The sequence below is a fragment of the Dyella kyungheensis genome (assembly GCF_049913195.1).
GTDB lineage: Bacteria > Pseudomonadota > Gammaproteobacteria > Xanthomonadales > Rhodanobacteraceae > Dyella > Dyella kyungheensis.
Genome location: NZ_CP183983.1, coordinates 3,875,081 through 3,898,275 on the forward strand (window position 1 = coordinate 3,875,081; position 23,195 = coordinate 3,898,275).

Below are 23,195 nucleotides of genomic sequence, written 5' to 3' on the forward strand. Positions count from 1 at the left end.
ATAAGTTACGCCGGCGCGGATACTTCATCGTCGAAAAAGGACTTCACCTGCGCCAGCTCCTTGGTGCGCGGCATGGCCGGAAGACTGTTGAGGAACAGCCGTCCATAGCCCTTGCTGGTGAGGCGCGGATCGCACAACACAAGCACACCGCGATCGTGCACGTCGCGAATCAGCCGGCCCGCGCCCTGCTTGAGCGCAATCACCGCACTGGGCACCTGCCAACCCATGAAGGGATTGATGCCGGCCTGCTCCAGCGCTTCGAGGCGCGCCTGCAGCACGGGATCGTCCGGCGAAGCGAACGGCAGCTTGTCGATCACCACCACGCTCAACGCTTCGCCCGCCACGTCGACGCCTTCCCAGAAACTGGCAGCGCCCAGCAACACGCCGTGACCGCTGTGGCGGAAATCCTCCAGCAGTTGGTGGCGTGGTGCCGAGCCCTGCACGAACAAAGGCCAGGGCACCCGCTCGTGCAGCAATTCGGCCGCGCGGCGCAAGGCACGGTGCGAGGTGAACAGCAGGAAGGCGCGTCCGTGCGAGGCATGCAGCACCGGCAACACGGCCTCGATCACCCGGTCGGTGTAGTCGCGGGCGGAAGGATCCGGCAGCCCCGTCGGCAGATAGCACAGCGCCTGCTTCTGATAGTCGAACGGGCTTTCCACATGCAGGGTCTGCGGGTCTTCCAGACCCAGCTGGCGCGCAAAATGATCGAAGCTGGACGACACCGACAACGTGGCCGAGGTGTAGATCCACGCCGCCTGGGTCTGTTCCCGCATGGCTCGCAAGGGCGCAGCCAGATCGAGCGGCGTGGCATGCAGGGCAAAACCGCGGGGAAACAGTTCGTACCAGCGCACGTCACGTTCGCTTTCGCGCTCGGCGATGCGATCGAGGCGCTCGCTCATCAAAGCGGCGCGTTCATGCGCATTGGCGAAGCCGCGCGAGCGCTCCGCCTGGGACGCCAGTACGTCTGTCAGCGCCGCCAGCACGTCACGTAACGCATGCAAGGCATCGCCGATCTCGTGCTTGGCCTCCATCTGATGGAACGGCCCTCGCTCCGGCAACACGTCCATCGCCAGTCGCAGTCTGCGCACGGCATCCTGCACCGCTTCGGCCGGCTCCAGCACCAGGCCAATCGCACCCGTGACACCATTGCATTCGCTCAGGCTGTCCTGCGCCAGATCCGACAGCTGGCGCGCACTGATGCTCTGCGAGAAAAACTGGCCGGCAAGCTCGGGAATCTGGTGTGCTTCGTCGAGGATGAACGCGTTCGCGCCTGGCAGGATTTCGCCGAAACCTTCCTGCTTGAGCGCCAGATCGGCGAACAGCAGATGATGGTTGACCACCACCAGGTCGGCTTCCTGCGCTTCGCGCCGCGCCTTGATCACGTGGCAGTCGTCGTAGAATGGACACTCCACGCCCAGGCAGTTTTCCGGCGTCGAAGTGACGCGCGGCCACAGTGGCGATTCCTCCGGCACCTCTGCCAGCTCCATGCGGTCGCCGCGCCGTGTTCGCGCCGACCAGGCACGGACGGCCGCCAGTTGCGACGCCTGCGCGCGATCGAAAGTGGCACCCTCGCGCACGGTCTGGTCGAGACGATACAGGCACAGGTAGTTCGACCGCCCCTTCAGCAACGCCGTCTTGAGGCGGGCGCCCAGCACCGAGCGCACGCGCGGGAGGTCGCGGAAATACAGCTGGTCCTGCAGCGCCTTGGTGCCGGTGGACACGATCACGCGCTCCCCCGAGAGCAACGCCGGCACCAGATAGGCGAACGTCTTGCCGGTGCCGGTGCCGGCCTCCGCAATCAGCGTCTCGCGCTCGGCGATGGCGTGCTGCACCGCGCGCGCCATCGCCTGCTGGGCGGCGCGCGGGGCGAAATTGGGTAGCTCGCGAGCGAAGGGGCCTTCCGTGCCCAGCAGCGCGGCAACGTCCTCGTGATCAATCATCGGCCAAGTATCGCCGACCTGAGCCGCGGCTGCGAATGTTCTAGACTGCCGGTATTCCCAGCCGTGGAGTTGCGCCATGTCCTCACGGATCACCGGCATCGGCCAGATCGCCATCACCGTCAGCGACGTCGATACAGCGCTGTCGTTCTATCGCGACATCCTGGAACTGCCGTTCCTGTTTCGGCCCGCCACGAATCTGGCCTTCCTGGATGCCGGCGGCGTGCGGCTGATGCTGTCCACGCCGCAAGGACATGGCAGCGTGGGTGGCAATTCCATTCTCTACTTCACGGTCGGCGACATCGAGCACACGTTCCGCGCACTGCTCGATCATGGCGCGGTGGGCGAACGCGAGCCGCAGGCGACGGCGGAGCTATCGGATCACACCTTGTGGCTGGCCTTCCTGCGCGACCCGGACGGGAATCTGGTGGGCCTGATGGAAGAACGCGCCAGGGCCTGAGCCCGCCACCGGATGCACGCCAAATGTTCCTGGCGTGCACCGCCCGTGCGGATCCGGCTTGCTTCCTCAATGAGACGCGATCGGGGTGACGCTTCATCGAGGCGTGCTCCCAAGGGCTGGGAGCGACTCCACTCACCGACGCTTGCGTTTCGACCGACAAGGCGCCAGCGCTTCAACAGCGAAGATTTACAGCGAGAAGTCGTACTGCAGCTGCAGCCGCGCATAACGCGGGGTGTTGAAGTACTTCGGCAGCTTGTAGTGGGTGTACATCGTCTTGCGACCGCTGTTGGAAATGGTCTCGTACTGTTCGTAGACGAAGGTCGGCGCGTCGTTGTTGAACAGGTTGATCACCGATAGCTGCATGCTCAGGCCTTTCGCCCACGACGGCTGGTAGATCACGTTCGGGCTGACTGTCCACAGCCACGGGGTGCGCCCGCTGGTTCCCTCCGCGCTGATCTCGCCGTTGCAGACATGGAACGCCGCGCCATAGCCAAATCGAGTGCCCAGCGTGCCGCCGCCACCGCCATAGCAGCTGATCGGCGCACCCGATTGCGCCAGCAGGTTGAGGCCCGCCGACCACTCGGAGGTGAACTTGTATGCGCCGTAGAGCTTGATGGCGTGGCGGCGGTCGTTCGGCAGATAGCCGTTGGCGCCGACCATGATTTCGGGGAAATCGAAATCGGAGGTTGTGCCGGTATCGTCTTGGCCGTTGCTGGACTTCACCAGCCCCTCGGTGTTGCCGTAGCTTTTCGACCAAGTGTACGAAGCGTTGAGGTAGTACGTCTCCGACTGCTTCTCCGCGCTGAGCACGATGCCTTGATAGGAGCGCATGGCACGCGGTCCCAAGGTGCTGCTGGGAATCGTCACATTGAAGGTACGAGGCGAGCCGTCCAGCGTGGTGCTCAGCGAAAGCGCGCTGCCTGGGTTGTAGATCCAGCAGCCGACCATGCCGGCAGGCACCGACCACTCGTCATCCCAGGCGCCATCCACGCCTTGCCTTGCCGCTTCCGCGTAGAACGGCCGCGAATCGCAGGTGTCGTCGATGGTGGTGCGCAGCTTCCGGTAGGTGGCCTTCATGCCTACCGTCCAGTTGTCGAGAAAGACGGTGTCGCTGCGCAGCGTCTTCTGGAAACCGAGGATGTACTCGTCCTGCACGTACGGTTTCAGGCCTTTGGAGGCCACGGCACGTGGATCGGGCGTACTGCCATCCTCACCGTTGATGATGTAGTGCCCCTGGCTTCCCTTTGTGCCTACCAGCACGGGCGAGCCATCGGGATTGATCGCCGAATAGAGGCTGTCGTCCTCGACAAAGAGTGACGCGGTCGCGGCGCGCAAGGCGACGTTGGCCGCGATCGGCAGGGAGTAACGACCCGCACTGCCGGCCACCTTGAACGAAGCGTCGCCCATCACATCCCAGGAAAACCCCAGGCGCGGTTGCCAGATATTTTCCTGCTTGACGAAACTTTCGCCGGCGCCGTTCTTGTTGTTGAAGCTGTCGTTGCGAAGCCCGCCGTACAGCATCAGCTTCTCGGTCGCCTGCCAATGATCCTCCAGATACCAGGCCTTTTGATCGACGTCGATGTGGCCGCCGGTCCGGAAGTTCTTCGTCATCACCAGGCCAGGCGCTTTCGCGCTGGGTTTGGAGTAGTAGTAATGGTAGGCCCCGCCCGAGTAGGAACTGCCTGCATCCGACGACCAGCTTTCGTCCGAGTAGCCTGCGCCAAGTTCGTGATCGCCAAGCCGCCAGTCGAGATCGACGCGCCACGCCTCGCGCTGATCCTTGCCGCCGTAGATGTCGACGCTGCTGGTAATGGCACAGGTAGCCGGCCCCCATGGCACGCCGTTGTATGCGGTGTACGCGCAGCCGGAAGCGGGCGCGTTGATATCGCCGTTGTAGCGGGTAGTGATGCCGGCCGGGCTGACCGTGTATGAGGAATTGTCGCTGTCCATCCTGCCCCATTGAGCCGTCAGAGTCAGATCGTCGGTGAGATAGCCGGTGTATTTGACGATGTTGGTTAGGCCACCGACCTTGTTGTGCAGATCGCCTTTGGTCGTGGTCTTCGACGTCACGCCGTCAACGTAGGGAGCGTTGTAGTAGCGGTAGATGTTGCTGTCGGTATTGTTGAAGCCCGTGTATTCGAGATGGTTGGCGTCGTTGATGTTCCAGTCGAGCTTCACGACCCAGTACGGACTCCTGGTGGTGAGGTCGTTGGCGGTAGAGGTCGAGTTGGCATTGCTCAGACTCGAGGTCGAAGACGCCCCGTAAGTGGTGATGCTCGACTTGGTGAACTCTGCCAACGCGAAAAGGAACAGCTTGTCCTTGATCAACGGGCCGCCCAACCAGGCGTCGTAGGTGTTGCTGGTCTTGGTGTTCTTGTCGTACTCGCGGAACGTGCTGCCGTTGGCACGCATGACATTGGGTGAGGTTCCACGAGCCCAGTCCGGTGCCGTGCTCCAGCTCACGCCGCCCTTCCACTCATTGGTGCCGCGCTTGATGTTGACCGAGGTCACGCCGCCAGTGGAAAGCCCGTATTGCGCGCCATAACCGCCCGACTGCACATCCAACTGGTCGATGGCCTGAAACGGCACTTCGCCGAACGAGAGATTGTTGTAGAGGTTGGTGACGTTGAAGCCGTTGACGTAGTAACTGTTCTCCGCGACCGACGAGCCGCCGAACGACGGCAGGTTGCCGAACGTACCGTTGCCCTTGACCACGCCCGGCGCCAGCGTCGCCACGCTGACGATATCGCGCGGCACCGGCAGCGCGTTGAGCTGGGAAGCGGAGAAAGTGGTGCGTGTTTCCGACGAGCTGACGTCGATGGGCGGGATCGCATTGGCACTGACTGTCACGGTACTCAGGCGGGTTGCCTGTGCGGCCTCGGTGCCAAGATTGAGCTGTGCAGTTTGTCCGGCCAGCACGGTCACCTGGCTGGTGTTGAGCGCATGACCGTCACGCACCAGCTGCACTTCATATCGACCGCTGGGCAACGACGGCACGCGGAACTTGCCGTCGGGCGTCAGCTCGACCGAACGGGACAGGCCCGAGTCCAACCCCTTGATCACCACCACTGCACCGCTGGCGTAAGTCGCAGTCCCTGAGATGTCACCCGCCGTACTCTGCGCCAGCGCGCTGCCGCTGCCCAGGCTCAAGGCGATGGCCAGCACCAGCAGGCGTAAATCGAACGAAGCCGATCCGCTACGAGAAATCATTTCGAGTTGCTCCCCTGTGAAAAGTCGATAGCGGTCCGTGTCGGTGTCATCGACACCAACGGAAGCGCGCTCCGGATGCAGCGCCCTCCGCGCTACGGGAGGCAGACAATCAGAACTTGACTAGCAAGTCAAACGTGGTATTTTTCCTACAGAAATTACAAGAATGGCTTGGCGATTGAACTCACCAAAGCCAGGTTTAACTTGCCCACACGAAAATCAGTTGATACCTACGCAGGCTTCGCAGATCGACTGAACGAAGCCTGCGACTTGGCGGACATTCCGAGTGGCCGAGGGCGTAACAAAGCGCTCTCGTTGCGCTTTGACGTTTCCAAGGAAGCCGTGCGCCAGTGGTTCAAGGGACAGGCCTTTCCCGAAACGGCCCGGTTGGCAAAGGTGGCCGAGGAGTTCGAGTGCAGCCTGGATTGGCTGATCCTGGGCCGCCTGCCGTCGACCGGGCAGGTACGCGAACCGGGAGGCGCCTACAAGGTCCTGACCGAACAGGAGCGCGCCGTGATCACCGCGATGCGGAAGTTGAATGCCCGCCGCCGCAACGCCCTGGTGCAACTGCTGGCCGATAGCGAGGGCTGAAGGGTGAAGGCCCTTGAAGACCCTCCTCGCCTAGTCCTCGCCTGCCCGAACGCCGCAAAAAGGCCCTTCGTGATATCAATGGTGATTGAATGCAGTCATTGATATCACTGCAAAGGGCGCCCGCCATGGCATCCGTCACCATTCGCAACCTGCCCGAAGAAACCCATCGCGCCTTGCGCGTACGTGCCGCTACGCATGGACACAGCACGGAGGCGGAAATCCGGGCGATTCTCGAAAGCGCTGTCCGGCCCGAGAACCGAATCAAGCTCGGTTCCCTGCTGGCCGACATTGGCCGGGAAGTGGGCGGCGTCGAGCTTGAGATCGAGCGCGACAGGACGGGATCCGAGCCGGTGAGCTTTGAATAATCCTGCTCGATACGTATGTTGTTTCAGAGCCGCTCAAAGCGCCTGGCGACATGAACGTGCTGGCCTGGATCGACGCGCAGATCATCGAAACGTTGTACCTCTCAGCCATCAGCCTTGCCGAACTGCGCTTCGGCGTCGCCGTGCTGCCTGAGGGCAAACGCCGCGACCTACTTCATCAGCGTCTCGAGCAACGCGTGCTGCCCCTGTTCGCCGGCCGCATATTGTCTTTCGATGCGCCGGCATCGGATGCGTACGCCACGCTGCGTTCCCGCGCTCGCGCCGCTGGGAAAGCGATTGCGCCGGCGGATGGTTACATCGCGGGCATCGCGGCTATTCATGGCTTCGCGGTAGCCACGCGCGACACGTCGCCTTTTGAAGCTGCCGGTGTGGCTGTGATCAACCCGTGGACATGGCAGGCTTGATCGCGATCAGGCGGCCGCTGGCCGTTTGACTTGCGTGAGGCGACCCGTGTCGGCAATCGGTGACACCCGGCATGCTTGGCTAAGCCTCCCAAGTCCAAGGATTGATGAGGTTGACGCCGGATGCGGCAAAGTCGGCCACGTTTCGCGTCACCACGGTCATGCCGTGTACCTGCGCCGTGGCGGCAATGAAAGCGTCGCGCAGCGATTGCGGGGCGGGTACGTGCAGCTTCGCGCTTCGCTGCGCGACGGCGGTATCCACCGGCAGGACGCGGCCTGCGAAAGCCGGCAACACATGACTGTTCAGCCAGGCACGAAGCACGGCGCCCTTCGAGGGGTCTCTGCGCTCGGCCAGCAAAACGCCAATTTCCAGCTCCTGGATCGTGATCGCGGAAACGAACAGATCGGCGGCATCCACGCTGTCCGACCACTGCGCTACGCGTTTGTCGGCCTTGCCGCCGCGCACTTTGCGCAGCTCAGAAACGACGTTGGTATCGAGAACAAGCATCAGGACAAGTCCGCCGGTAGAGCAAGGTCGCGCGGCGGTGGGATTTCCAGTTCAATGTCCTCGATGCCGGGCATGGCCAGCAGATCGGCAATCTTCTGGCGTCCCCCGGTAAGACGCTGGTATTCCTCGATGCTCAGCAGCACGTGCGCCGGTCTGCCTCGGTCAGTGATGAACACTGGACCCTCCTTGGTGGCTTTCTTGGCCTTCGTAACGTCCTGGTTGAGTTCCCGGCTCGATAGGGTCGTGATGGTCATGATGGCGCTCCGACGCAGCTCGCTTGTAGTTACGTTACTACAAACAAGCTATGTCATGGCTCGGATCGCCAAATCAGCCTTTCTCTCTCCACCGAGAACCCGCGAAGGCTAGCCTCTCGCTGGCTCGCGAAGGTATTGGGTGCCCGCCTTGATGCGCTGCAGGGCCTCGCTGAAGCTTGATCTCGGCAAGGCCGGAGCGGCCTGGGAACGGTGGACGCAGCTCGGCGAATCAGCCCAGCTCGCTTTCACCGCAGAAGAGGCGAACGCTCAATAACGCTGCATGCCTTCCACATGGCACTGCGCCACGCTCTTGCTGGCATTGGCCGCACCGGCGTCATCGCCGGCATGCCGGCGCAGCTCGGCAATGGTCTGCCAGTTGCGGGCGCACAACGGGCCGAGTTTCGGGCCCAGGTCCCAGGAGCGATGGGCCAGTTGTTCGGCGTTGGCGTAATCCTTCAAACGGATCGCCACCTCGGCGCGGTCCTGCAGCAGGTCCGGCGAATTGGGGCTGATCTTCAGCGCCTGGTCGAGCTTGGTGGCGGCATCGCTGTACTTGCCCACGCGCAGATCGCCTTCGGCCGCATCCTGCAACGCCGCGACGCCGGGGTCACGCAACGGGTTCACGTCGATGACGGATTTCTCCTTCTCGCCGGCCGCGCGGATGGACGAAAGCATCTGCTCGTCGGACACGGTCGGACGGGTGGCCTGCGAAGGCGCCACGGGCTGGCTGCACGCCGCGAGCAGGAGTACGACCAACGAAGCGGGGGCGGCGGAAAGGCGAAGGGCACGACGAAACATGATCAATCCCGGCTAGGGGCGGAGGACGCTGGCGCTGGGGATGCGTCGCTACCGCTGAAGAAATTGCCGACGTGCTGCCAGAAACAGCCCTCGGCGTCCTGGGACAGTGTACCGGCGACCACCGGCACCTGCCGCGCTCCTTCGCAGCCCTCTTCCGAACGCTTGCCGTCGGCGGTGTTGACCCACGCCATTTCCAGACCCTGGCCCGGCGCTGCCGGCAGCGGCCGCGTGGGCAGTTTCTTGAACAGCTCCTGCCAGGCGCGCAGGCTGCCGGTGTTGCCGTACATGCCGCTGGGCTTGTTGTCGTCGCGACCCATCCAGAACACGGCCAGATGATCGGCGGTGAAGCCGGCGAACCAGCTGTCGCGCAGGTCATTGGAGGTGCCGGTCTTGCCCGCCGCGTTGAGATAGCCCAGGCCGACCGTGCCGATCGACGCCGCCGTGCCCGAGCGCGTGACCTGCTGCATGGCCCAGGTGGTCAAACGCACAGCGGGCTGATATTCGCCCGCGCCGGTCTTCACTTCATAGCGCTTGATGGTCTGTCCGCGCGCATCCACCACGCCGCGCACCGCCAGCGGCGGCAATGCGTGGCCATCGGCGGCGATGTATTGATAGAGCTGGGTGGCCTGCAGCGGCGACATGTCGACGGCACCGATCAACAACGAAGGACTCGGGTTGACGTTGCTGAGGCCGAACGATTCGAGGAACGCCTTGATGCGCGACACGCCCACGCTCATGCCCAGGTTGATGCTGGCCAGATTCCACGAATGCACCAGCGCATCGACCATCGGCACCGAGCCGTGCACATCGCCCTCATCGTTTTTAGGCGTCCAGAAACTGCCGTCCGGCTGGCGCAGGCTGATCGGCGAATCTTCCACCGGACTGGCCAGATTCCAGCGTTCCGGATTGGTCAGCGCCACCAGGTACACCAGCGGCTTCACCAGCGAACCGATTTGACGCTTCGCATCCAGCGCACGATTGAAGCCCTGGTCGCCCGGTATCTTGCTGCCGACGATGGCCAGCACTGCACCGGTCTGCGCTTCGGTCACCACGGCAGCGGCTTGCGCCGCTTCGCCGCGTTTGCCGAGACCACCGAGCGTGGTCGTGATGGCCTGTTCCGCATACACCTGCGCGGCCGGATCCAGCGTGGTGAAGATGCTCAGGTTGCCCTGGGAAAGCGTGTCGTCGTCGAAGTCCGAGGTGATCTGCAGACGCACCAGGTCCATGAAGGCCGGGAAGCGGTTGTGCGGCAGCTGGCCGTTGCTCACGATGCCCAGTGGAGTGGCCTTGTACGCGTTTGCCTGTTCCGCGGTGATCAGGTTGGTTTCGCTGAACTGGTCGAGCACCAGGTTGCGACGCGACAGCGCGCGATCCGGATAGCGGCGCGGGTCGTAGTAGCTCGGCCCCTTCACCATGCCGATCAGCAGCGCCATCTCCTGCGGCTTGAGGTCTTCCATGCGGCGGCCGAAGTAGAACTCCGAGGCCGCGGCAAAACCGTGCACGGCTTGTCCGCCCTGCTGGCCAAGGAACACTTCGTTGACGTAGGCCTCGAGGATGCGGCTCTTGTCGTAGTGCGCTTCGATCAGGATCGACATCAGCGCTTCGTTCAACTTGCGCGAGAAATTCTGCTCGCGATCGAGGAACAGGTTGCGCACCAGTTGCTGCGTGAGGGTGGAACCGCCCTGCACCGTGTGGCCGGCACGCAGGTTGGCGAACGAGGCGCGCAGGATCGCGGTGAGATCGATGCCGAAGTGATGCTTGAAGTCGCGGTCTTCCACCGCCTGCAGGCCGGACAGCAGCAGCGGCGGCACGTCGGTGAGGCGCACGATGCGGCGCTCTTCCTGCTGCGAGCCATACACGGTGGCGATGCGCGCCGGATCGAGATGGGTCATCTCGATCGGCTTGCCGTTGGCCAGGTCCTTCACGCTGGTCACTTGCGTCTTGCTCAACGCGACGCGAATGCGCTTGGGCACTTCGCCGCCGTCGGGGCCGGCATAGCCGCGCGAGGCAATGGTGTAAGTGCTGCCCTCTTTGGCCCAGGTGCCGGCGACATCGGCGTGGCCATCGTTGCTGTAGCCGGCAAAGGTCAGCTCGAGTTCCAGCGTCGAGGAGGTCATCGGCGTGCCTGCCGCCAGCGGCAGCGGCCGCGCGTAGACGCGGGTAGGCACCGCGAACACCAGATCGTTGAAGCGGTCCTGCACGCGCTTGTTGAGTACCAGGGTGTACGGCAGCACGAAGCCGAACAGCAGTCCCATGCAGACCCAGAACGGAATGCGGATCCAGGGCCAGACGGCACTGAAGATCGAGCGAAGACGGGTCATGAAGTCCAAGTAGGGGCAATCCTGAACGGGGAGGCTCCGGGATCATAGGGCCTGCTTCCCGGCGGGCATCTGAACGCGGGCCGCCAGATGTGGCGGGAAGCGGGCACGAATGGGCCACAAGGAGGATCGATCCGCTCCCTGTGGGAGCGCACCCTGTGCGCGACCGGTCCTTGCCCCAGTCCCGCGCAGGAGGCGGTCGCGCACAGGGTGCGCTCCTACAGGGGGAGGTGCGGCTCCCAGCAGGCGGCATCGGGCTGGAACGGGCGTGGCGAGACGCCCAGCAGGCGCTGCAATTCGCTGTTGTCGGCTATCAGGTCGGCTTCCAGCCGGGTCAATGGGCCGCGCAGGCGCGGCACCGCGTGACGCCCGGCGCGCAGAAGCACGGCGGGAATCGGCAGCGGGATCGTCGGCGTCGCCAGGCTGCGGCGCACCCGGGCGAACATCTCAGCTGCGGTGAGGCGTTCGCCGCCGCCCAGCGGAAGGATCCGCCCTGCCGCGTCCGGATGATCGAGTGCCGCCATCACCGCGGCGGCGATATCGTCCGCATGCACAGGCTGGCGCAGACCGCGGCCCGCCGGCAGTGGAAAGACATGCAGGCGGCTGGCCCGACGCGCGATCGGCGAGAGGCTTTTATCGATGCCCGCGCCGTAGATGAGTGTCGGCCGGAAAATCGTCCAGGCCATGCCCTGCCGATCGCAGGCGGCGGCCACGGCGGCTTCGCCATCGCGCAGCGTCTGCGAGAGCTCGCGCTCGGCAGCTACGTCGGAGGCTTGCTTGGATTCGGCGCTCATCGAACTGGTGGCGATGATGCGCGTCGTCGATGGCAAGCCTGCGGATGCCAGCCATGCGGCAAACGATGCGAGCGGACCGAAATTGATCACCGCGGACGGCTGGGCGACGGCGGGAACGCGGTCGGGCAGATCGCCTTGCAACCACTGAACGCCGGCCTGCGTCGGTCGCGGTTTGCGACTCAGCGCAACGATCGATTCCCCGCGCGCGCGCAGTCGCGGCAGCAGGAAATGGCCAATCTGACTGCTGGCCCCGAACACAAGCACCGTCATGTCAGCCGCCCGATTGCAGCCGCGCCATCAACGTCGCCAGGCGCGGATTGCCGGGCGCGAGCTTGCGCGCGCTGTCCAGCGACTGCGCTGCGTTGGCGCGATCGCCGTTCTGCAATTGCTGTTCGGCCTGATCCATCCAGGCACCGGCAAGGCGCAAGCGCAGCTCGCCCTGATTGGCGTTGCCGGGCGATAGGTCGGCCACGTCGGCGAGACGGTTGCCCGCCGCGCCGAGATTGCCGCTGGCGAGGGCCTGGTTGAACTGGTTGATGGCGAGCGTCGGCAGCGACTCCAGACCATGGCGCGCTGCTTCATTGTTGCCATCCAGCGCCAAAGCCTGGCGGTAGAGGTCGTAGGCGCTTTCGCCCGGCGGCAGCATCAGGTTGCCCTGTCGGGCAGCCGCGTCGGCGCGTTGCACGGTGCGCGCCAGTTCGGCGCTCTGCTGTGGCGTGAGTGGCGGATGCTGGAGGTTGTCGTCATTGTCTGCGGCGGCGTCGCCGGCGATGTCGTTGGCGACCTGCGCGGCGTTGGATTTGCGTCCGCCGCCGAGGCGCGCACGTGCTGCGGCAAGATCGGCCGAATGCGGCGCGATGGTCGCGGCCTGATCCAACAGCTGGCGTGCATGCGCGTTGTCGGCATTGTCGAGCGCCGCATTGGCCTGCACGATCAGCGCCTGGGCCACCTGGCCCAGGCCCGCCTTCGCGTCGCCGTTGTCGGGATCGATGGCCAGCGCCGCCTTGAAGTGCGCCAGTGCTGTGTCGTCGCCCGCACCCACGATGCGGCCGTCGCGCAAGGCGTTCTGGCCCTGCTTGATCGCATCGGTAAGGGCACTGTTGTCCTGCTGGTTTACCTGCACCAGCGCAGCGCGCAGTGCCGGCAGCTCGCCGTAATTGGGCAGCAGCACGGCGAGGCGGTCGACCAGCGCCGAGGCGGTGGCTCGGTCGCCGGCATCCAGCGCCTTGTGCGCCTGGCCGGCCAGTGCGTCACCCACTTGTTCCAGGCCGTGCTTGGCCACGGCGTTGTTGGGATCGGCGGCCAGCACGCGGCGATAAAGCTCGCCGGCGCCATCGTCGCCCTGCAGCTTGCCCGCGTCGAAGGCTTGCTGGGCCTGCTCGACCAGATGATCGGTGGGCACCTTGCCATTGCGTGCGGCGGCCAGGGACTGGCTCAGGCGATCGACATCGCTGCCCCCGCCGAGCAGTTCGCGCGCGGCGGTGAGTGCCTGGTCGGCGTCGTCCAGTTTGCCGGCCTGCAAGGCGGCGTCGGCGCGGGCGATCTCGGCCTGCCCCACGTTGCGCAGGCCGTCGCGGGCGCGGTCGTTGTCGGGTTGCAGGGCGCGCGCTGCTTCGAAAAGTTCGCGTGCGCTGGAGCCGTCGTTGCCATCGAGATGGCCTTGCTGCAGCGCCGTTTCCGCGCGCCCCAGGATGCCGTCGAGTTCGGTGTTCGGCACCAGGCCGCGCAGCCTGTCCTGGCCGATCCACAGCGAGGTGCCCACGCCGATGGCAATCAGCACCACCACCGGTACCAGCCAGCCGCGACGCTTGGGCCGATGCACGGGCGGACGCGAGGAACCGCCGCGACGAAGGTCCGGATCGAGCGTGAACGTGGGTAGCCCGTCGTCGTCCCGGGACTTGGACGCGGGTCCGTCCAGGTTATCGAGATTGCCGAGCGTGGGCTCGGTGCGGCCCGACGAGCCGTGGTCGTGCTGGTCTTTGCGTCCGTTCATGGGTTCACGAGGGTGGGTTCAACGGGTGGCAGCTTAACATCGCGCTGCACTGGCTCCCCGTCGGGAACGCGCGGCGTTCAGGCACCGCTGACGCGGCGCGCGTCGACCACGTTGGGCAGCGCCGCCAGCCGGCTGAGCAGCCCGGACAACTGTTCGAAATCGCGTACACGCAGGGTGAAGCGCATCTCCACCTCGCCGGTGTGGGCAAACACCCGGCTGGACGACGCAATGATGTGCGTGCCCATGTTGCTGATCAGGTTGGTGACGTCCTTCTGCAAGCCCTTGCGATCGTAGCCGCGCAGTTCGATGTCCACCTCATAGGCCTGGGCAGCCGCCTTGCCCCACTCGACGTCGATCACGCGATCCGGATCGCGCCGCGCCAGCCGCGCGAGACTCGCGCAGTCGGCACGATGCACCGAGACGCCGCGTCCGCGCGTGACGAAACCGCGCACCGGATCGCCCGGCAACGGCTGGCAGCAACGCGCCAGCGTGGTGAGCAGGTTGCCCACGCCTTCGATGCTGAGCGCACTGTGGTCGCGCAGCGCCTGTCGCGCCTGGGTGGGTCCGAGCGGCGGCGGCACGGCGGGCGGCGGCGCGGAGGCTTCCTGCAATACGCGGGCGATCTGCCCCGGCGCCACTTCACCGAGCGCCAGCGCCACCAGCAGTTCGTCGTGCGTCTTCAGATGGAAGTGCGCAGGCAACTTGCCGATGTCGGCGGCGGGCAGCGCGAGACGCTTGATCTCCTTTTCGAAGATCGCACGCCCTGCCGCGAGATTGGCATCGTGCGCGATACGGCGGAACCACGTGCGCACTTTTTCCTTGGCGCGCGAGGTGTGCAGATAGCCGTGGTGCGCCGACAGCCAGTCGCGGCTGGGTTCGGCCACTTTCGCCGTCAGCACTTCGATGCGATCGCCGCTGGACGGCTGGAAGGTGAGCGGCACGATGCGTCCGTTGACCTTCGCGCCGCGGCAGCGATGCCCCACTTCGGTGTGCACGTGGTAGGCGAAATCCAGCACCGTGGCGCCATGCGGCAGGTCCACCACTTCACCCTTGGGGGTGAGCACGTAGACGCGATCTTCGAGCAGTTCGGTGTGCAGGTCCGCGGCGAGATCGCCGTCGCTGTCCGGCCGCGGTTCCAGCAGGCGGCGCATCCAGGCGATCTTGGCCTCGAATTCGCTGTCGCCGGCGCCGCCTTCCTTGTAACGCCAGTGCGCGGCCACGCCCAGTTCGTTGATGCGATGCATCTCGTGCGTGCGGATCTGCACTTCGAGCGTCTTGCCACGCGGGCCGACCACTGCCGTATGCAGCGAGCGATAGTCGTTGCCCTTGGGGCGCGCGATGTAATCGTCGAACTCGCCAGGCAGATGCGGCCACAAGGTGTGCACGACGCCGAGCGCGCCGTAGCAGTCGCCGATGGAATCTACCAGCACGCGCACGGCGCGGATGTCGTAGAGATCGGAAAACTCCAGCGACTTGCGCTGCATCTTCTTCCAGATCGAATAGATGTGTTTCGGACGGCCGGCCAGTTCCGCGCGGATGCCCGCCGTTTCCAGCGAGCGCTGCAACGCGCTCAGCGTTTCGCGGATGAAGTCCTCGCGATCCACCCGCCTTTCGTCGAGCAAGCGCGCGATGCGCTTGTAGGTTTCCGGCTGCAGATAGCGGAAGCACAGGTCTTCCAGCTCCCACTTCAGTTGCCAGATACCCAGGCGGTTGGCGAGCGGCGCGTGGATGTCCTGCGTGAGGCGCGCCAGCGGCTGGCGTTCGTGGTCCGGCAATGCGTTTGCCGCTCGCATACGCGCCAGCTGGCGAGCGAGCAGGATGAACACCACGCGCAGGTCGCGGATGATCGCCAGCAGCAGGCGCCGCAAGCCTTCGGCGCCCCGGTCCGCGCCGTGCTGGGCGTGCAGCGCCCAGACTTTTTCGGCGGCCACCTGCCCGCCGACCAGTCGCTGCAGGTCGGGCGGCAGGCTGGGTTCGCGTAGCGCCCATAGCGCCGGATCGATGCGCGACACCTCGAACCACAGCGCCGCGGCCTGGGTCTGCGTGTCGCAGCCGAGCATGGCCAGCAGCTCCAGCACGTCCACGCACTCGGCCTGGTTCATCGGCAGCACCGCGCAGGTGTCCAGCGCCTCGCCCAACACGGGCGACACGCTGCCGGCGCGTTCGCGCCACTCGGCGAGACCCGAGCTTGCATGGAAGGCGGCTTGAACCATCCGCTTATTCTAGAGCATCCCCGGGGGCTACCCTCAGGCGGCATGAACCGGCGATTCATGCCGTGTATGCTGCGCCAGCAAAGCATTATCCCTTGTACCCGAGAGGATCACCCCATGCGTCTGGCCCGCCCGCTGCTGTTGCTGATGAGTATCGCCCTTGCCCTGCCCGTCGCCGCTTTTGCCGCCGACCAGTACGTGCCGCTGCAGCAGCGCATGTCGCCGGAGGAGTTCAAGGCCGCCGGCCTGGACAAGCTGTCGCCGGATGAACTGAAGAATCTCGACAACTGGCTGAGCGGGCACGGCAAGGTCGTCACCAAGGTGGTCGACCAGGCGGGCAAGCCGGTGTTCTATCCCACCAGCGAGAAATCGGGCCCGGTGCAGGCGCGCGTGCAGGGAGCGTTTGCGGGCTTCAACGGCCACGGCCAGCTCACTCTGGACAATGGCCAGGTGTGGCAGCAATCGGACAGCACCAAGGTGTCCTGCCTGTCCAGCGAGAATCCGAAGGTCATCATTCGTCGTTCGCTGATGGGCAACTGGATGGCGGCCGTCGATGGATGCAACGACACGGCGCCGATGACGCGGGTGAAGTAAGGTCTTCCTGTGGGAGCGCACCCTGTGCGCGACTGGCGACAATCTTCGCGCCAGTCGCGCACAGGGTGCGCTCCCACAAATTGAGGTAAAGACTCAGGCGAGATTTTCCAGCGCGCGCGTCAGGCGCTTGGCCGATACGGGTTCGGCCGTCTTCAGTTCCTGCGCGAACAGCGATACGCGCCACTCCTCGATCAACCAACGCAATTCGTCCAGGCTTTCGTTGCCTGCGGCGCGATGCTTGAGGTAGTCGCGCCAGAACGGCAGCACCTGCAACAGCCGTTGCTGATCCTTGGCGGGATCCTGCCGCAAGCGCTCCGCGCGCAGACGCATGGCTTTCAGATAACGCGGATAGTGCGCCAGCCGCGAGGTGGGAAGTTCACGCAGGAAGCCCGCGGTGAGCAGCGCGTCGAGCTGCTCGCGCAGGTCGTCGTAGCTCGCCCGCGCAAAACCCATCAGCGGCGGTTGCAGCCACGGCTTCAGGTCGGCCTGCGCTTCGATGATGGGCTCGGCCAGCTTCAGTCGCTCCACCGCGGCACCGAACAGCTCGCGCGCCGCCTGCGTATGCAAGGCTTCGAAGGTGCCCGCCGTGCGTACGTCGAGCGTGTGACGCGCCAGCAGATCCTGGAAGCCGCCTTCGACCAGATCCTCACGCAGGCCATCCACGCCACCGAGCGGCGCGTACTTCAAGGCCAGCGGGTTGCCGACCGGCAATCGGCGGCGCGCCTGTTTCATGTCGCTGGCGAGCGCATTGCGCAGCAGGCGGGTGACGCCTTCAACGTGCGCCTCGCGCGCCTCGTCGCTGCGTTCGAACACCCGCAAGGCCACGGCATCGCCCAGGTCGACCAGTGCCGGGAACGCCAGCAAACCGCCGGCCGAACGCACCTGCGCGGGAATTTCCTCGAAGTCCCAGCTGGCGATGTCCTCGCGGGTGAGTTCGATGTCGGTCTTGCGTGAAAACGCCTCGCGCGCCTGGCCTTCCCATTGGCCACGGATCGCGGCGAGGTCGCGTCCCGTCGCCAGGGTCTTGCCGTTTTCATCGTGCAGGCGATAGCGCATGCGGAAATGCGCCGGCAATTCCACCGCATCGAACTCGGCCGCGGACACATCGACACCGGTGGCGCGCTTGAGGAAGGTGGCGAACGCCTTTGTCAGCGACTCGTCGCGCGGCGCTTCGGCCTCCGCGAAGGCGCGCGCAAAATCCGGGGCGGGCACGAAGTTGCGGCGCAATGCCTTGGGCAGGCCGCGGATCAGCTCGGCCACCTTTTCGGCGAGCAGTCCGGGCACCAGCCACTCACAGCGCGCGGCTGGCAGCGCATTCAACATGGCGAGCGGGAGGTGCAGTGTCACGCCATCGGCATCGTCGCCGGGAACGAAGCGGTATTCGAGGCGGTACTTTTGCGGAGGTACATCCAGCGATGCGGGAAACGCTTTGGGATCGAGCCCTGCCCCGCCGCTCATGACGTCGTCCAGCGACCAGCGCAGCGCAGCCTGCTCTGCCGGGCGTGCCTTGCGGTACCAGGCGTCGAGCGCGCGGCTGTCCGCGATGTCCTGCGGTAGTTTCCCTTCGAAGAAAGCGACCAGCTCGTCCTCGTGGCGGAGCAGTCCTTCGCGACGCTGCTTGGCCTCGATGCCGCGGGCATCTTCCAGCACGCGCTGGTTGGCGCGGATGAAATCGGCGCGTGCGTCGATATCGCAACGCACCAGCGCCTCGCGCAGGAAGATCTCGTGCGCGAGCACGGGATCCTGTTTCTGGAAGGTCACGGGACGGCGCTCGACCAGGGTGAGCCCGAACAGGCTCACCTGCTCGTAGGCCACCACATGACCGCGCTTGCGTGACCAGTGCGCATCGCGGCACGAGGAGCGCAACAGATGCGCGGCCTGCTGCTCGATCCACAGTGGCTCGACGCGCGCGCACATCATGCCCCACACGCGACCGCCGACATCGAGGATCTGCGCGGCGAAGATCCAGTTCGGCGGCACCTTGGAAAGCGACGAACCCGGGAACACCTGGAAGCGGCGTTCGCGCGTGCTGCGATAGACGCCCTTCTCGTCCTTGTGACCCACCTGCGTGGGCAAGCCGGCGAGCAGGCTGCGGTGGAGGGATTCGTATTGCCGCGCGGCCTCGTCCTCGCCCTTGCCTTGGCTCCCTCTCCCTTCCGGGGAGGGGGTTGGGGTGAGGGGTGGGTGCTCGCGGGTTGGCTGCCTATCCTTCTTGGTGGCCAGAACAGCTCGCGATTTTGTGGTTCCCCGCGAGGTTGCCCCCTCATCCCGACCTTCTCCCCGGAGGGGAGAAGGAGAAGTGGAGGCTTCCAGCTTCCATCCCAACTCCTGCACCACCAGCAGCAATTGCCGGTGCAGTTCGCGCCATTCGCGCATGCGCATGAAGCTTAGGAAGTGGCGCGAACACCAGTCGCGCAACTTCGATTGCGTGAGGTCTTCGTGCGCCTTGCCGTACTCGCGCCAGAGGTTCAACACGCCGACGAAATCGGATTTCGGATCGGCAAACGCCGCATGTGCCGCATCGGCCTGCTGGCGTGCATCGGCGGGGCGTTCGCGCGGGTCCTGGATGCTGAGGAACGAGACGATCGCCAGCACCTCGCGCAGGCTCTGCAGTTGCTGCGCCTCCACCAGCATGCGTGCAAGCTGCACGTCGATCGGCAGCTTGGCCACCGTGCGGCCGATGGGCGTCAGGCGGCGCGCATCGTCGATCGCGGAAATTTCCGCGAGGCGGCGATAGCCATCGGCCACCACGCGCGGATCAGGCGCTTCGAGGAACGGGAATTCATCCACCTCGCCCAGCTGCAAGGCGAGCATGCGCAGGATGACGTTGGCCAGCGACGAGCGCAGCAGCTCGGGATCGGTATAGGCGGCGCGACTTTCGTAGTCGGCCTCGTCGTAGAGGCGATAGCAGATGCCCGGTCCCACGCGGCCGCAACGGCCTTTGCGCTGGTCGGCTGCAGCACGCGAAATCGGCTCGACGTGCAGGCGTTCGAGCTGGCTACGCTGGCTGTAGCGCTTTACCCGCGCCTGGCCCGAGTCGATCACGTAGCGGATGCGCGGCACCGTCAACGAGGTTTCCGCCACGTTGGTGGCGAGTACCACGCGCCGTTTGTTCCCGGGTTTGAACACGCGATCCTGGTCGCCCGCCGACAGGCGCGCATACAAGGGCATCACTTCGGTCTCGCGGTACTGGCGTCGCGACAACAACAGATGTGCATCGCGGATTTCGCGTTCGCCGGGCAGGAAGATCAACACGTCGCCGCGCGGATCGTCGTGGGTGATCTCATCGAGCACGGCCGCCACATGGTCGGCACCGCCCTGCTGCAGATCGCCCGCCCGTTGTCCGCGCCGTGCGGCGACGTCATCGACGGAGCGCCAGCGCACTTCCACCGGATAGGTGCGCCCTTCCACCGACACGATCGGCGCACCGCTGAAATGCTCGGCAAAACGCTCGGTGTCGATGGTCGCCGAGGTGACGATGATCTTCAGCGAGGGCCGTTTCACCGCCAGCCGCTTCAGGTAGCCCAGCAGGAAGTCGATGTTCAGGCTGCGCTCGTGGGCCTCGTCGATGATGATGGTGTCGTACGCGCTCAGCCACGGATCGCCCTGCGTTTCGGCGAGCAGGATGCCGTCGGTCATGAACTTGACCAACGTGCGCTCGGATACCTGGTCGTTGAAACGCACCTGGAAACCGACCTGCTCGCCCAGCGGCGTGGCCAGTTCTTCGGCCACGCGGCGAGCCACCGAGCGCGCCGCCAGACGACGCGGCTGGGTACAGCCGATCATGCCCGCTTCGCCGCGACCCGCGGCCAGGCACAGCTTGGGCAACTGGGTGGTCTTGCCTGAGCCGGTTTCGCCGGCGATCACCACCACCTGGTGCTTGCGGATCAGCTCGACGATTTCCTCGGCGCGCGCCGTGATCGGCAGCGATTCGTCGAGGCGGATGGCCGGCTTGGCCGCGGCTCGCGCCTTGCGCCTGGCCACCGAAGCTTCGATATCGGCGCTGAGCGCGGCCAGTTTCTTCTCGTCGAAACGGCGCGACAGCTCACGCCACCGGCCGAGCAGGCGGCCATAGTCGCGGCTGGTGACGTCGTCGAGCGCCTGGCGCAGCGGACGCAGACGCGCGTCGGTGGAGGCGGCGTTGGATGCAGTCGGGGTCATCGGACCGCACATGATAGCCGCTGACGGGCACTCCGGGCATATGCGGCATCGGCGGGCACTAATCCGCGAAACGTGGGTCCACCGGAGGGCTGGCCACACAAGGATGTTGGCATGTTGAACGTAAGGAAGGCTGACCAGAAGCTCTCTTTTTCATTCCGGAGAGCCCTCTCTCTAGCCATAGCCATGGCAGGACATGTCGCGCTGCTGGCCGTGCTATTGCAACCCACAACACCGTCCCAGACCACGCCTGTTCGCGGCCTATTCGATCAAAACAACGTCCTGGTGATGCACTTGCTGCCTCGGGTGCCGCCCAGGATCGAATCTGCGCCACCGTCCGCCCCCAGGCCGCGCTCGGGGGTTTTGCCAAGGCGTCGCCGAACGACATCGACCGCTACGCCGGTGCCACACGTTGCAGCGACGGACTCACCAATACCCCTCCCTCAAAGCTCCAGCGCACCCGCGTACATCCCTGGTGGCCGTAGTTTCTCCAGCGCTCTTGCAGCGGCGACTACGCCAGCCCGTTCGCTGCCGGGCGGCACACCGGTAAAGGGCATGCCTCGTTTCCGCATGGCCAATCCGCAGACCCAGGGCCTGGCGGGCATAGCACGCCTGTTCCAGGTCTTCACGGGCACCGCCGCCCCCGCCTGCGTCGATGTGGATCGATGGGGCACCATGAACGAAGACGAGCGCATCGCGCAGCATTCATCAAGCGCTGATATGACCCGCATCGCCATTGAGCACAACTGCGCTTTAGCGCCCGATACGAAAAATCGATAGTGAAACGTGGCAGCTTGTCGCGCCCGTATCGGAATGCCATGCAGGAACCTCCACATGTTCGGGCGTGCCGCAAATTTGCGGACCGATCGACGCAGGCTATCGCCGGCATCGGAAGGATTCATTTCACCGCATGGAGGACGCTCACTAAGCTGAGCACAGCTTCCAACGCCATCACCCTCACAAGGAGCAAGACATGGCCATTTCCATCGGTATCGCCAAGAAGGACCGGGAACAGATCGGCGAGCAGCTGTCCAAGCTGTTGGCGGATACGTATTCGCTGTACCTGAAGACGCACAGCTTCCACTGGAACATCACCGGTCCGCAGTTCAACAGCCTGCACACCATGTTCGAGACCCAGTACAACGAACTGTGGCTGGCTGCGGACGAAGTGGCCGAGCGCATCCGCACGCTCGACGTGTTCGCGCCGGGCTCGTACAGCCAGTTCGGCAAGCTCACCGCGATCAAGGAAGAAGCCGGCGTGCCGGATTGGAAGGAGATGGTCGGCCAGTTGGTCGAAGGCCATGAAATCGCCGCGCACACGGCCCGCCAGGTGATCAAGGTGGCCGACGACGCCGGCGACGAAGGCACCGCCGACATCGTGACCGGTCGCCTGAAGGAACACGAAAAGACCGCCTGGATGTTGCGCTCGCTGCTGAAGTAAGCATCAAAACGAGCCGCGGCCCTGAACGCTCAGGGCCGCGCCTCCAGCACGATATTGAACGGCGTCTCCGCGGCGCGCCGGAAGCGTTGGAAGCCGCCACCCTGCACCACCACTTCGCGCAGCTTCGCTTCGCCCGCCTGGGCACCCAGGGCAGGACCGTGCCGGGCCAGCGATACCGGCACGCAGATTTGCGCCGATGCGCCGAAATAGACCCGCCCCACCGGGTTGAGGTTGTCGCGCACGCTGTCGCCGGCAAATGGCTCGACGATCATGCAGTTACCGTCGGGCTTGAGCGCGCCGCGCGCGTGCCTGGCCACGCCCACCGGATCGCCCATGTCGTGCAGGCAGTCGAAGAAGGCGATCAGGTCGAAATCCTTGCCCTTGTAGCCGGTGGCATCGGCCACTTCGAACGAGGCGTTGACCACGCCGGCCTCAGCGGCGCGTTCGCGTGCCACGTCGATGGACGGTGCGTGGTAGTCGTAGCCCACGAAATGCGCCGCCGGAAACGACTTGGCCATCAGGATCGTGCTGGCGCCGTGCCCGCAGCCCACATCGGCGGCCCGCCCACCCATGCGCAATTTATCCACCACGCCATCGAGCGCCGGCAGCCACGCGCCGATCAGGTTGGCGTTGTAGCCCGCCCGGAAGAAGCGCTCGGTACCGTGGAAAAGGCAGGGATGATGCTCGCCCCACTCCATGCCTTCGCCATTGCGGAAATGTTCCAGCGTGCGTTCTTTCGCATGGAACAACGCTTCGACGATGGCATATGCACCCGGCACATCCACCGGACCGTGCGGATCGGCCAGGCACAACGCCTGTTCCTCGCTCAGGCCATAACGGCCGGAGGCTTCGTCGAACTCCACGTAGCCGCCGGCCGCCTGGTTGCCCAGCCATTCGCGCACGTAACGCTCATGGGTGCCGGTGCGCGAGGCCAACTCGGTGGGCGTCAGGCGTTCCTTCGCCAGCGCCTTGTAGAAGCCCAGCTCGTCGCCGATCTGGATCAGGGTGGCGCTGATGGCTGCACCGAGGTCGCCGACCGCCCGGCCCAGGAAAGCGTGAAGTCTTTGTTCATCGATAGCCATGACGATGCTCCGCGACGCCGTCTTTCGAAACGGCGGAGTAGGATGAAACTCCTGCATACGCTGCGG

The 23,195-nt window shown here is 65.1% G+C and carries 18 protein-coding genes; 7 read left to right on the forward strand and 11 right to left on the reverse strand.

What is annotated here, in order from left to right:
• Positions 1-5: 5 nt before the first annotated feature.
• Positions 6-1,940 (reverse strand): ATP-dependent DNA helicase, encoded by a 1,935-nt coding sequence (locus ACN9MB_RS17640; protein WP_426271940.1) that lies wholly within the window; start codon positions 1,938-1,940, stop codon positions 6-8.
• 76 nt (positions 1,941-2,016) lie between these two features.
• Between ACN9MB_RS17640 and ACN9MB_RS17645 the strand changes: the two genes are divergently transcribed.
• Positions 2,017-2,397: a VOC family protein gene (locus ACN9MB_RS17645; protein ID WP_204636968.1), complete on the forward strand. Its 381-nt coding sequence runs from the start codon at positions 2,017-2,019 to the stop codon at positions 2,395-2,397.
• A gap of 186 nt (positions 2,398-2,583) precedes the next feature.
• Here the strand turns inward: ACN9MB_RS17645 and ACN9MB_RS17650 are convergent, their stop codons facing one another.
• Positions 2,584-5,607 carry a TonB-dependent receptor gene (locus ACN9MB_RS17650; protein WP_426269729.1) on the reverse strand — a complete coding sequence of 1,008 codons (3,024 nt, stop codon included), beginning with the start codon at positions 5,605-5,607 and terminating at the stop codon, positions 2,584-2,586.
• A gap of 168 nt (positions 5,608-5,775) precedes the next feature.
• Here ACN9MB_RS17650 and ACN9MB_RS17655 point away from each other — a divergent pair, with 168 nt between their 5' ends.
• The 3 genes from ACN9MB_RS17655 (at position 5,776) to ACN9MB_RS17665 (ending at position 6,982) form a co-directional block, all read left to right on the forward strand.
• A complete protein-coding gene (locus ACN9MB_RS17655; RefSeq protein ID WP_426269730.1) occupies positions 5,776-6,195 on the forward strand; it encodes a helix-turn-helix domain-containing protein in 420 nt (139 codons plus the stop codon).
• 125 nt (positions 6,196-6,320) lie between these two features.
• Entirely contained in the window at positions 6,321-6,560 is a 240-nt protein-coding gene (locus ACN9MB_RS17660; RefSeq protein WP_426269732.1) for a FitA-like ribbon-helix-helix domain-containing protein, read from the forward strand.
• A gap of 50 nt (positions 6,561-6,610) precedes the next feature.
• On the forward strand, positions 6,611-6,982 hold the full coding sequence (locus ACN9MB_RS17665; RefSeq protein WP_426269733.1) for a type II toxin-antitoxin system VapC family toxin: 372 nt from the start codon (positions 6,611-6,613) through the stop codon (positions 6,980-6,982).
• A gap of 79 nt (positions 6,983-7,061) precedes the next feature.
• Here ACN9MB_RS17665 and ACN9MB_RS17670 read toward each other — a convergent pair whose 3' ends face one another.
• The 7 genes from ACN9MB_RS17670 to ACN9MB_RS17700 all read right to left on the reverse strand — a co-directional run bounded on the left by ACN9MB_RS17670 (position 7,062) and on the right by ACN9MB_RS17700 (position 15,857).
• Positions 7,062-7,487, reverse strand: coding sequence for a type II toxin-antitoxin system VapC family toxin (locus tag ACN9MB_RS17670; protein WP_204636973.1), 426 nt, complete (start codon positions 7,485-7,487; stop codon positions 7,062-7,064).
• Positions 7,487-7,741 carry a type II toxin-antitoxin system Phd/YefM family antitoxin gene (locus ACN9MB_RS17675; RefSeq protein WP_426269734.1) on the reverse strand — a complete coding sequence of 85 codons (255 nt, stop codon included), beginning with the start codon at positions 7,739-7,741 and terminating at the stop codon, positions 7,487-7,489. The genes ACN9MB_RS17670 and ACN9MB_RS17675 overlap by 1 nt, the downstream gene beginning before the upstream one ends.
• A 267-nt stretch (positions 7,742-8,008) precedes the next feature.
• Positions 8,009-8,539 carry a tetratricopeptide repeat protein gene (locus tag ACN9MB_RS17680; protein ID WP_426269735.1) on the reverse strand — a complete coding sequence of 177 codons (531 nt, stop codon included), beginning with the start codon at positions 8,537-8,539 and terminating at the stop codon, positions 8,009-8,011.
• Positions 8,540-8,541: 2 nt separating this feature from the next.
• Complete coding sequence (gene mrcB / locus ACN9MB_RS17685; RefSeq protein ID WP_204636976.1) at positions 8,542-10,860, reverse strand: penicillin-binding protein 1B; 2,319 nt, start codon at positions 10,858-10,860, stop codon at positions 8,542-8,544.
• 215 nt (positions 10,861-11,075) lie between these two features.
• Positions 11,076-11,921, reverse strand: a complete 846-nt coding sequence (locus ACN9MB_RS17690) for an NAD(P)H-binding protein (RefSeq protein ID WP_426269736.1) — start codon at positions 11,919-11,921, stop codon at positions 11,076-11,078.
• 1 nt (position 11,922) lies between these two features.
• A complete protein-coding gene (locus tag ACN9MB_RS17695) occupies positions 11,923-13,644 on the reverse strand; it encodes a hypothetical protein (protein ID WP_426269738.1) in 1,722 nt (573 codons plus the stop codon).
• A 77-nt stretch (positions 13,645-13,721) separates the two neighbouring features.
• Positions 13,722-15,857 carry a RelA/SpoT family protein gene (locus ACN9MB_RS17700; protein ID WP_426269739.1) on the reverse strand — a complete coding sequence of 712 codons (2,136 nt, stop codon included), beginning with the start codon at positions 15,855-15,857 and terminating at the stop codon, positions 13,722-13,724.
• Between the two features lie 114 nt (positions 15,858-15,971).
• On the opposite strand from ACN9MB_RS17700, the gene ACN9MB_RS17705 reads away from it, so the two are divergent.
• Positions 15,972-16,448, forward strand: a complete 477-nt coding sequence (locus tag ACN9MB_RS17705) for a hypothetical protein (RefSeq protein ID WP_426269740.1) — start codon at positions 15,972-15,974, stop codon at positions 16,446-16,448.
• Positions 16,449-16,541: 93 nt separating this feature from the next.
• On the opposite strand, the gene hrpA is transcribed toward ACN9MB_RS17705, so the two are convergent.
• The gene (gene hrpA, locus ACN9MB_RS17710) at positions 16,542-20,609 is read right to left on the reverse strand and encodes an ATP-dependent RNA helicase HrpA (protein ID WP_426269741.1); all 4,068 of its coding nucleotides are present in this window, start codon (positions 20,607-20,609) and stop codon (positions 16,542-16,544) included.
• A gap of 552 nt (positions 20,610-21,161) precedes the next feature.
• Here hrpA and ACN9MB_RS17715 point away from each other — a divergent pair.
• Complete coding sequence (locus ACN9MB_RS17715) at positions 21,162-21,386, forward strand: hypothetical protein (RefSeq protein ID WP_426269742.1); 225 nt, start codon at positions 21,162-21,164, stop codon at positions 21,384-21,386.
• Between the two features lie 193 nt (positions 21,387-21,579).
• Complete coding sequence (locus tag ACN9MB_RS17720) at positions 21,580-22,047, forward strand: Dps family protein (RefSeq protein ID WP_204636983.1); 468 nt, start codon at positions 21,580-21,582, stop codon at positions 22,045-22,047.
• A 29-nt stretch (positions 22,048-22,076) separates the two neighbouring features.
• On the opposite strand, the gene ACN9MB_RS17725 is transcribed toward ACN9MB_RS17720, so the two are convergent.
• The gene (locus ACN9MB_RS17725; RefSeq protein ID WP_204636984.1) at positions 22,077-23,129 is read right to left on the reverse strand and encodes a class I SAM-dependent methyltransferase; all 1,053 of its coding nucleotides are present in this window, start codon (positions 23,127-23,129) and stop codon (positions 22,077-22,079) included.
• Positions 23,130-23,195 lie beyond the last annotated feature (66 nt).

Bases quoted from the DNA above. Each gene is read 5' to 3' on its own strand.
- ACN9MB_RS17680 (WP_426269735.1), bottom strand. From the start codon at position 8,539: ATGTTTCGTCGTGCCCTTCGCCTTTCCGCCGCCCCCGCTTCGTTGGTC.
- ACN9MB_RS17675 (WP_426269734.1), bottom strand. From the start codon at position 7,741: ATGACCATCACGACCCTATCGAGCCGGGAACTCAACCAGGACGTTACG.
- ACN9MB_RS17665 (WP_426269733.1), top strand. From the start codon at position 6,611: ATGAACGTGCTGGCCTGGATCGACGCGCAGATCATCGAAACGTTGTAC.
- ACN9MB_RS17650 (WP_426269729.1), bottom strand. From the start codon at position 5,607: ATGATTTCTCGTAGCGGATCGGCTTCGTTCGATTTACGCCTGCTGGTG.
- ACN9MB_RS17640 (WP_426271940.1), bottom strand. From the start codon at position 1,940: ATGATTGATCACGAGGACGTTGCCGCGCTGCTGGGCACGGAAGGCCCC.
- ACN9MB_RS17725 (WP_204636984.1), bottom strand. From the start codon at position 23,129: ATGGCTATCGATGAACAAAGACTTCACGCTTTCCTGGGCCGGGCGGTC.
- ACN9MB_RS17715 (WP_426269742.1), top strand. From the start codon at position 21,162: ATGCCTCGTTTCCGCATGGCCAATCCGCAGACCCAGGGCCTGGCGGGC.
- ACN9MB_RS17670 (WP_204636973.1), bottom strand. From the start codon at position 7,487: ATGCTTGTTCTCGATACCAACGTCGTTTCTGAGCTGCGCAAAGTGCGC.
- ACN9MB_RS17700 (WP_426269739.1), bottom strand. From the start codon at position 15,857: ATGGTTCAAGCCGCCTTCCATGCAAGCTCGGGTCTCGCCGAGTGGCGC.
- ACN9MB_RS17660 (WP_426269732.1), top strand. From the start codon at position 6,321: ATGGCATCCGTCACCATTCGCAACCTGCCCGAAGAAACCCATCGCGCC.
- ACN9MB_RS17705 (WP_426269740.1), top strand. From the start codon at position 15,972: ATGCGTCTGGCCCGCCCGCTGCTGTTGCTGATGAGTATCGCCCTTGCC.
- ACN9MB_RS17720 (WP_204636983.1), top strand. From the start codon at position 21,580: ATGGCCATTTCCATCGGTATCGCCAAGAAGGACCGGGAACAGATCGGC.
- hrpA (WP_426269741.1), bottom strand. From the start codon at position 20,609: ATGACCCCGACTGCATCCAACGCCGCCTCCACCGACGCGCGTCTGCGT.
- mrcB (WP_204636976.1), bottom strand. From the start codon at position 10,860: ATGACCCGTCTTCGCTCGATCTTCAGTGCCGTCTGGCCCTGGATCCGC.
- ACN9MB_RS17690 (WP_426269736.1), bottom strand. From the start codon at position 11,921: ATGACGGTGCTTGTGTTCGGGGCCAGCAGTCAGATTGGCCATTTCCTG.
- ACN9MB_RS17645 (WP_204636968.1), top strand. From the start codon at position 2,017: ATGTCCTCACGGATCACCGGCATCGGCCAGATCGCCATCACCGTCAGC.
- ACN9MB_RS17695 (WP_426269738.1), bottom strand. From the start codon at position 13,644: ATGAACGGACGCAAAGACCAGCACGACCACGGCTCGTCGGGCCGCACC.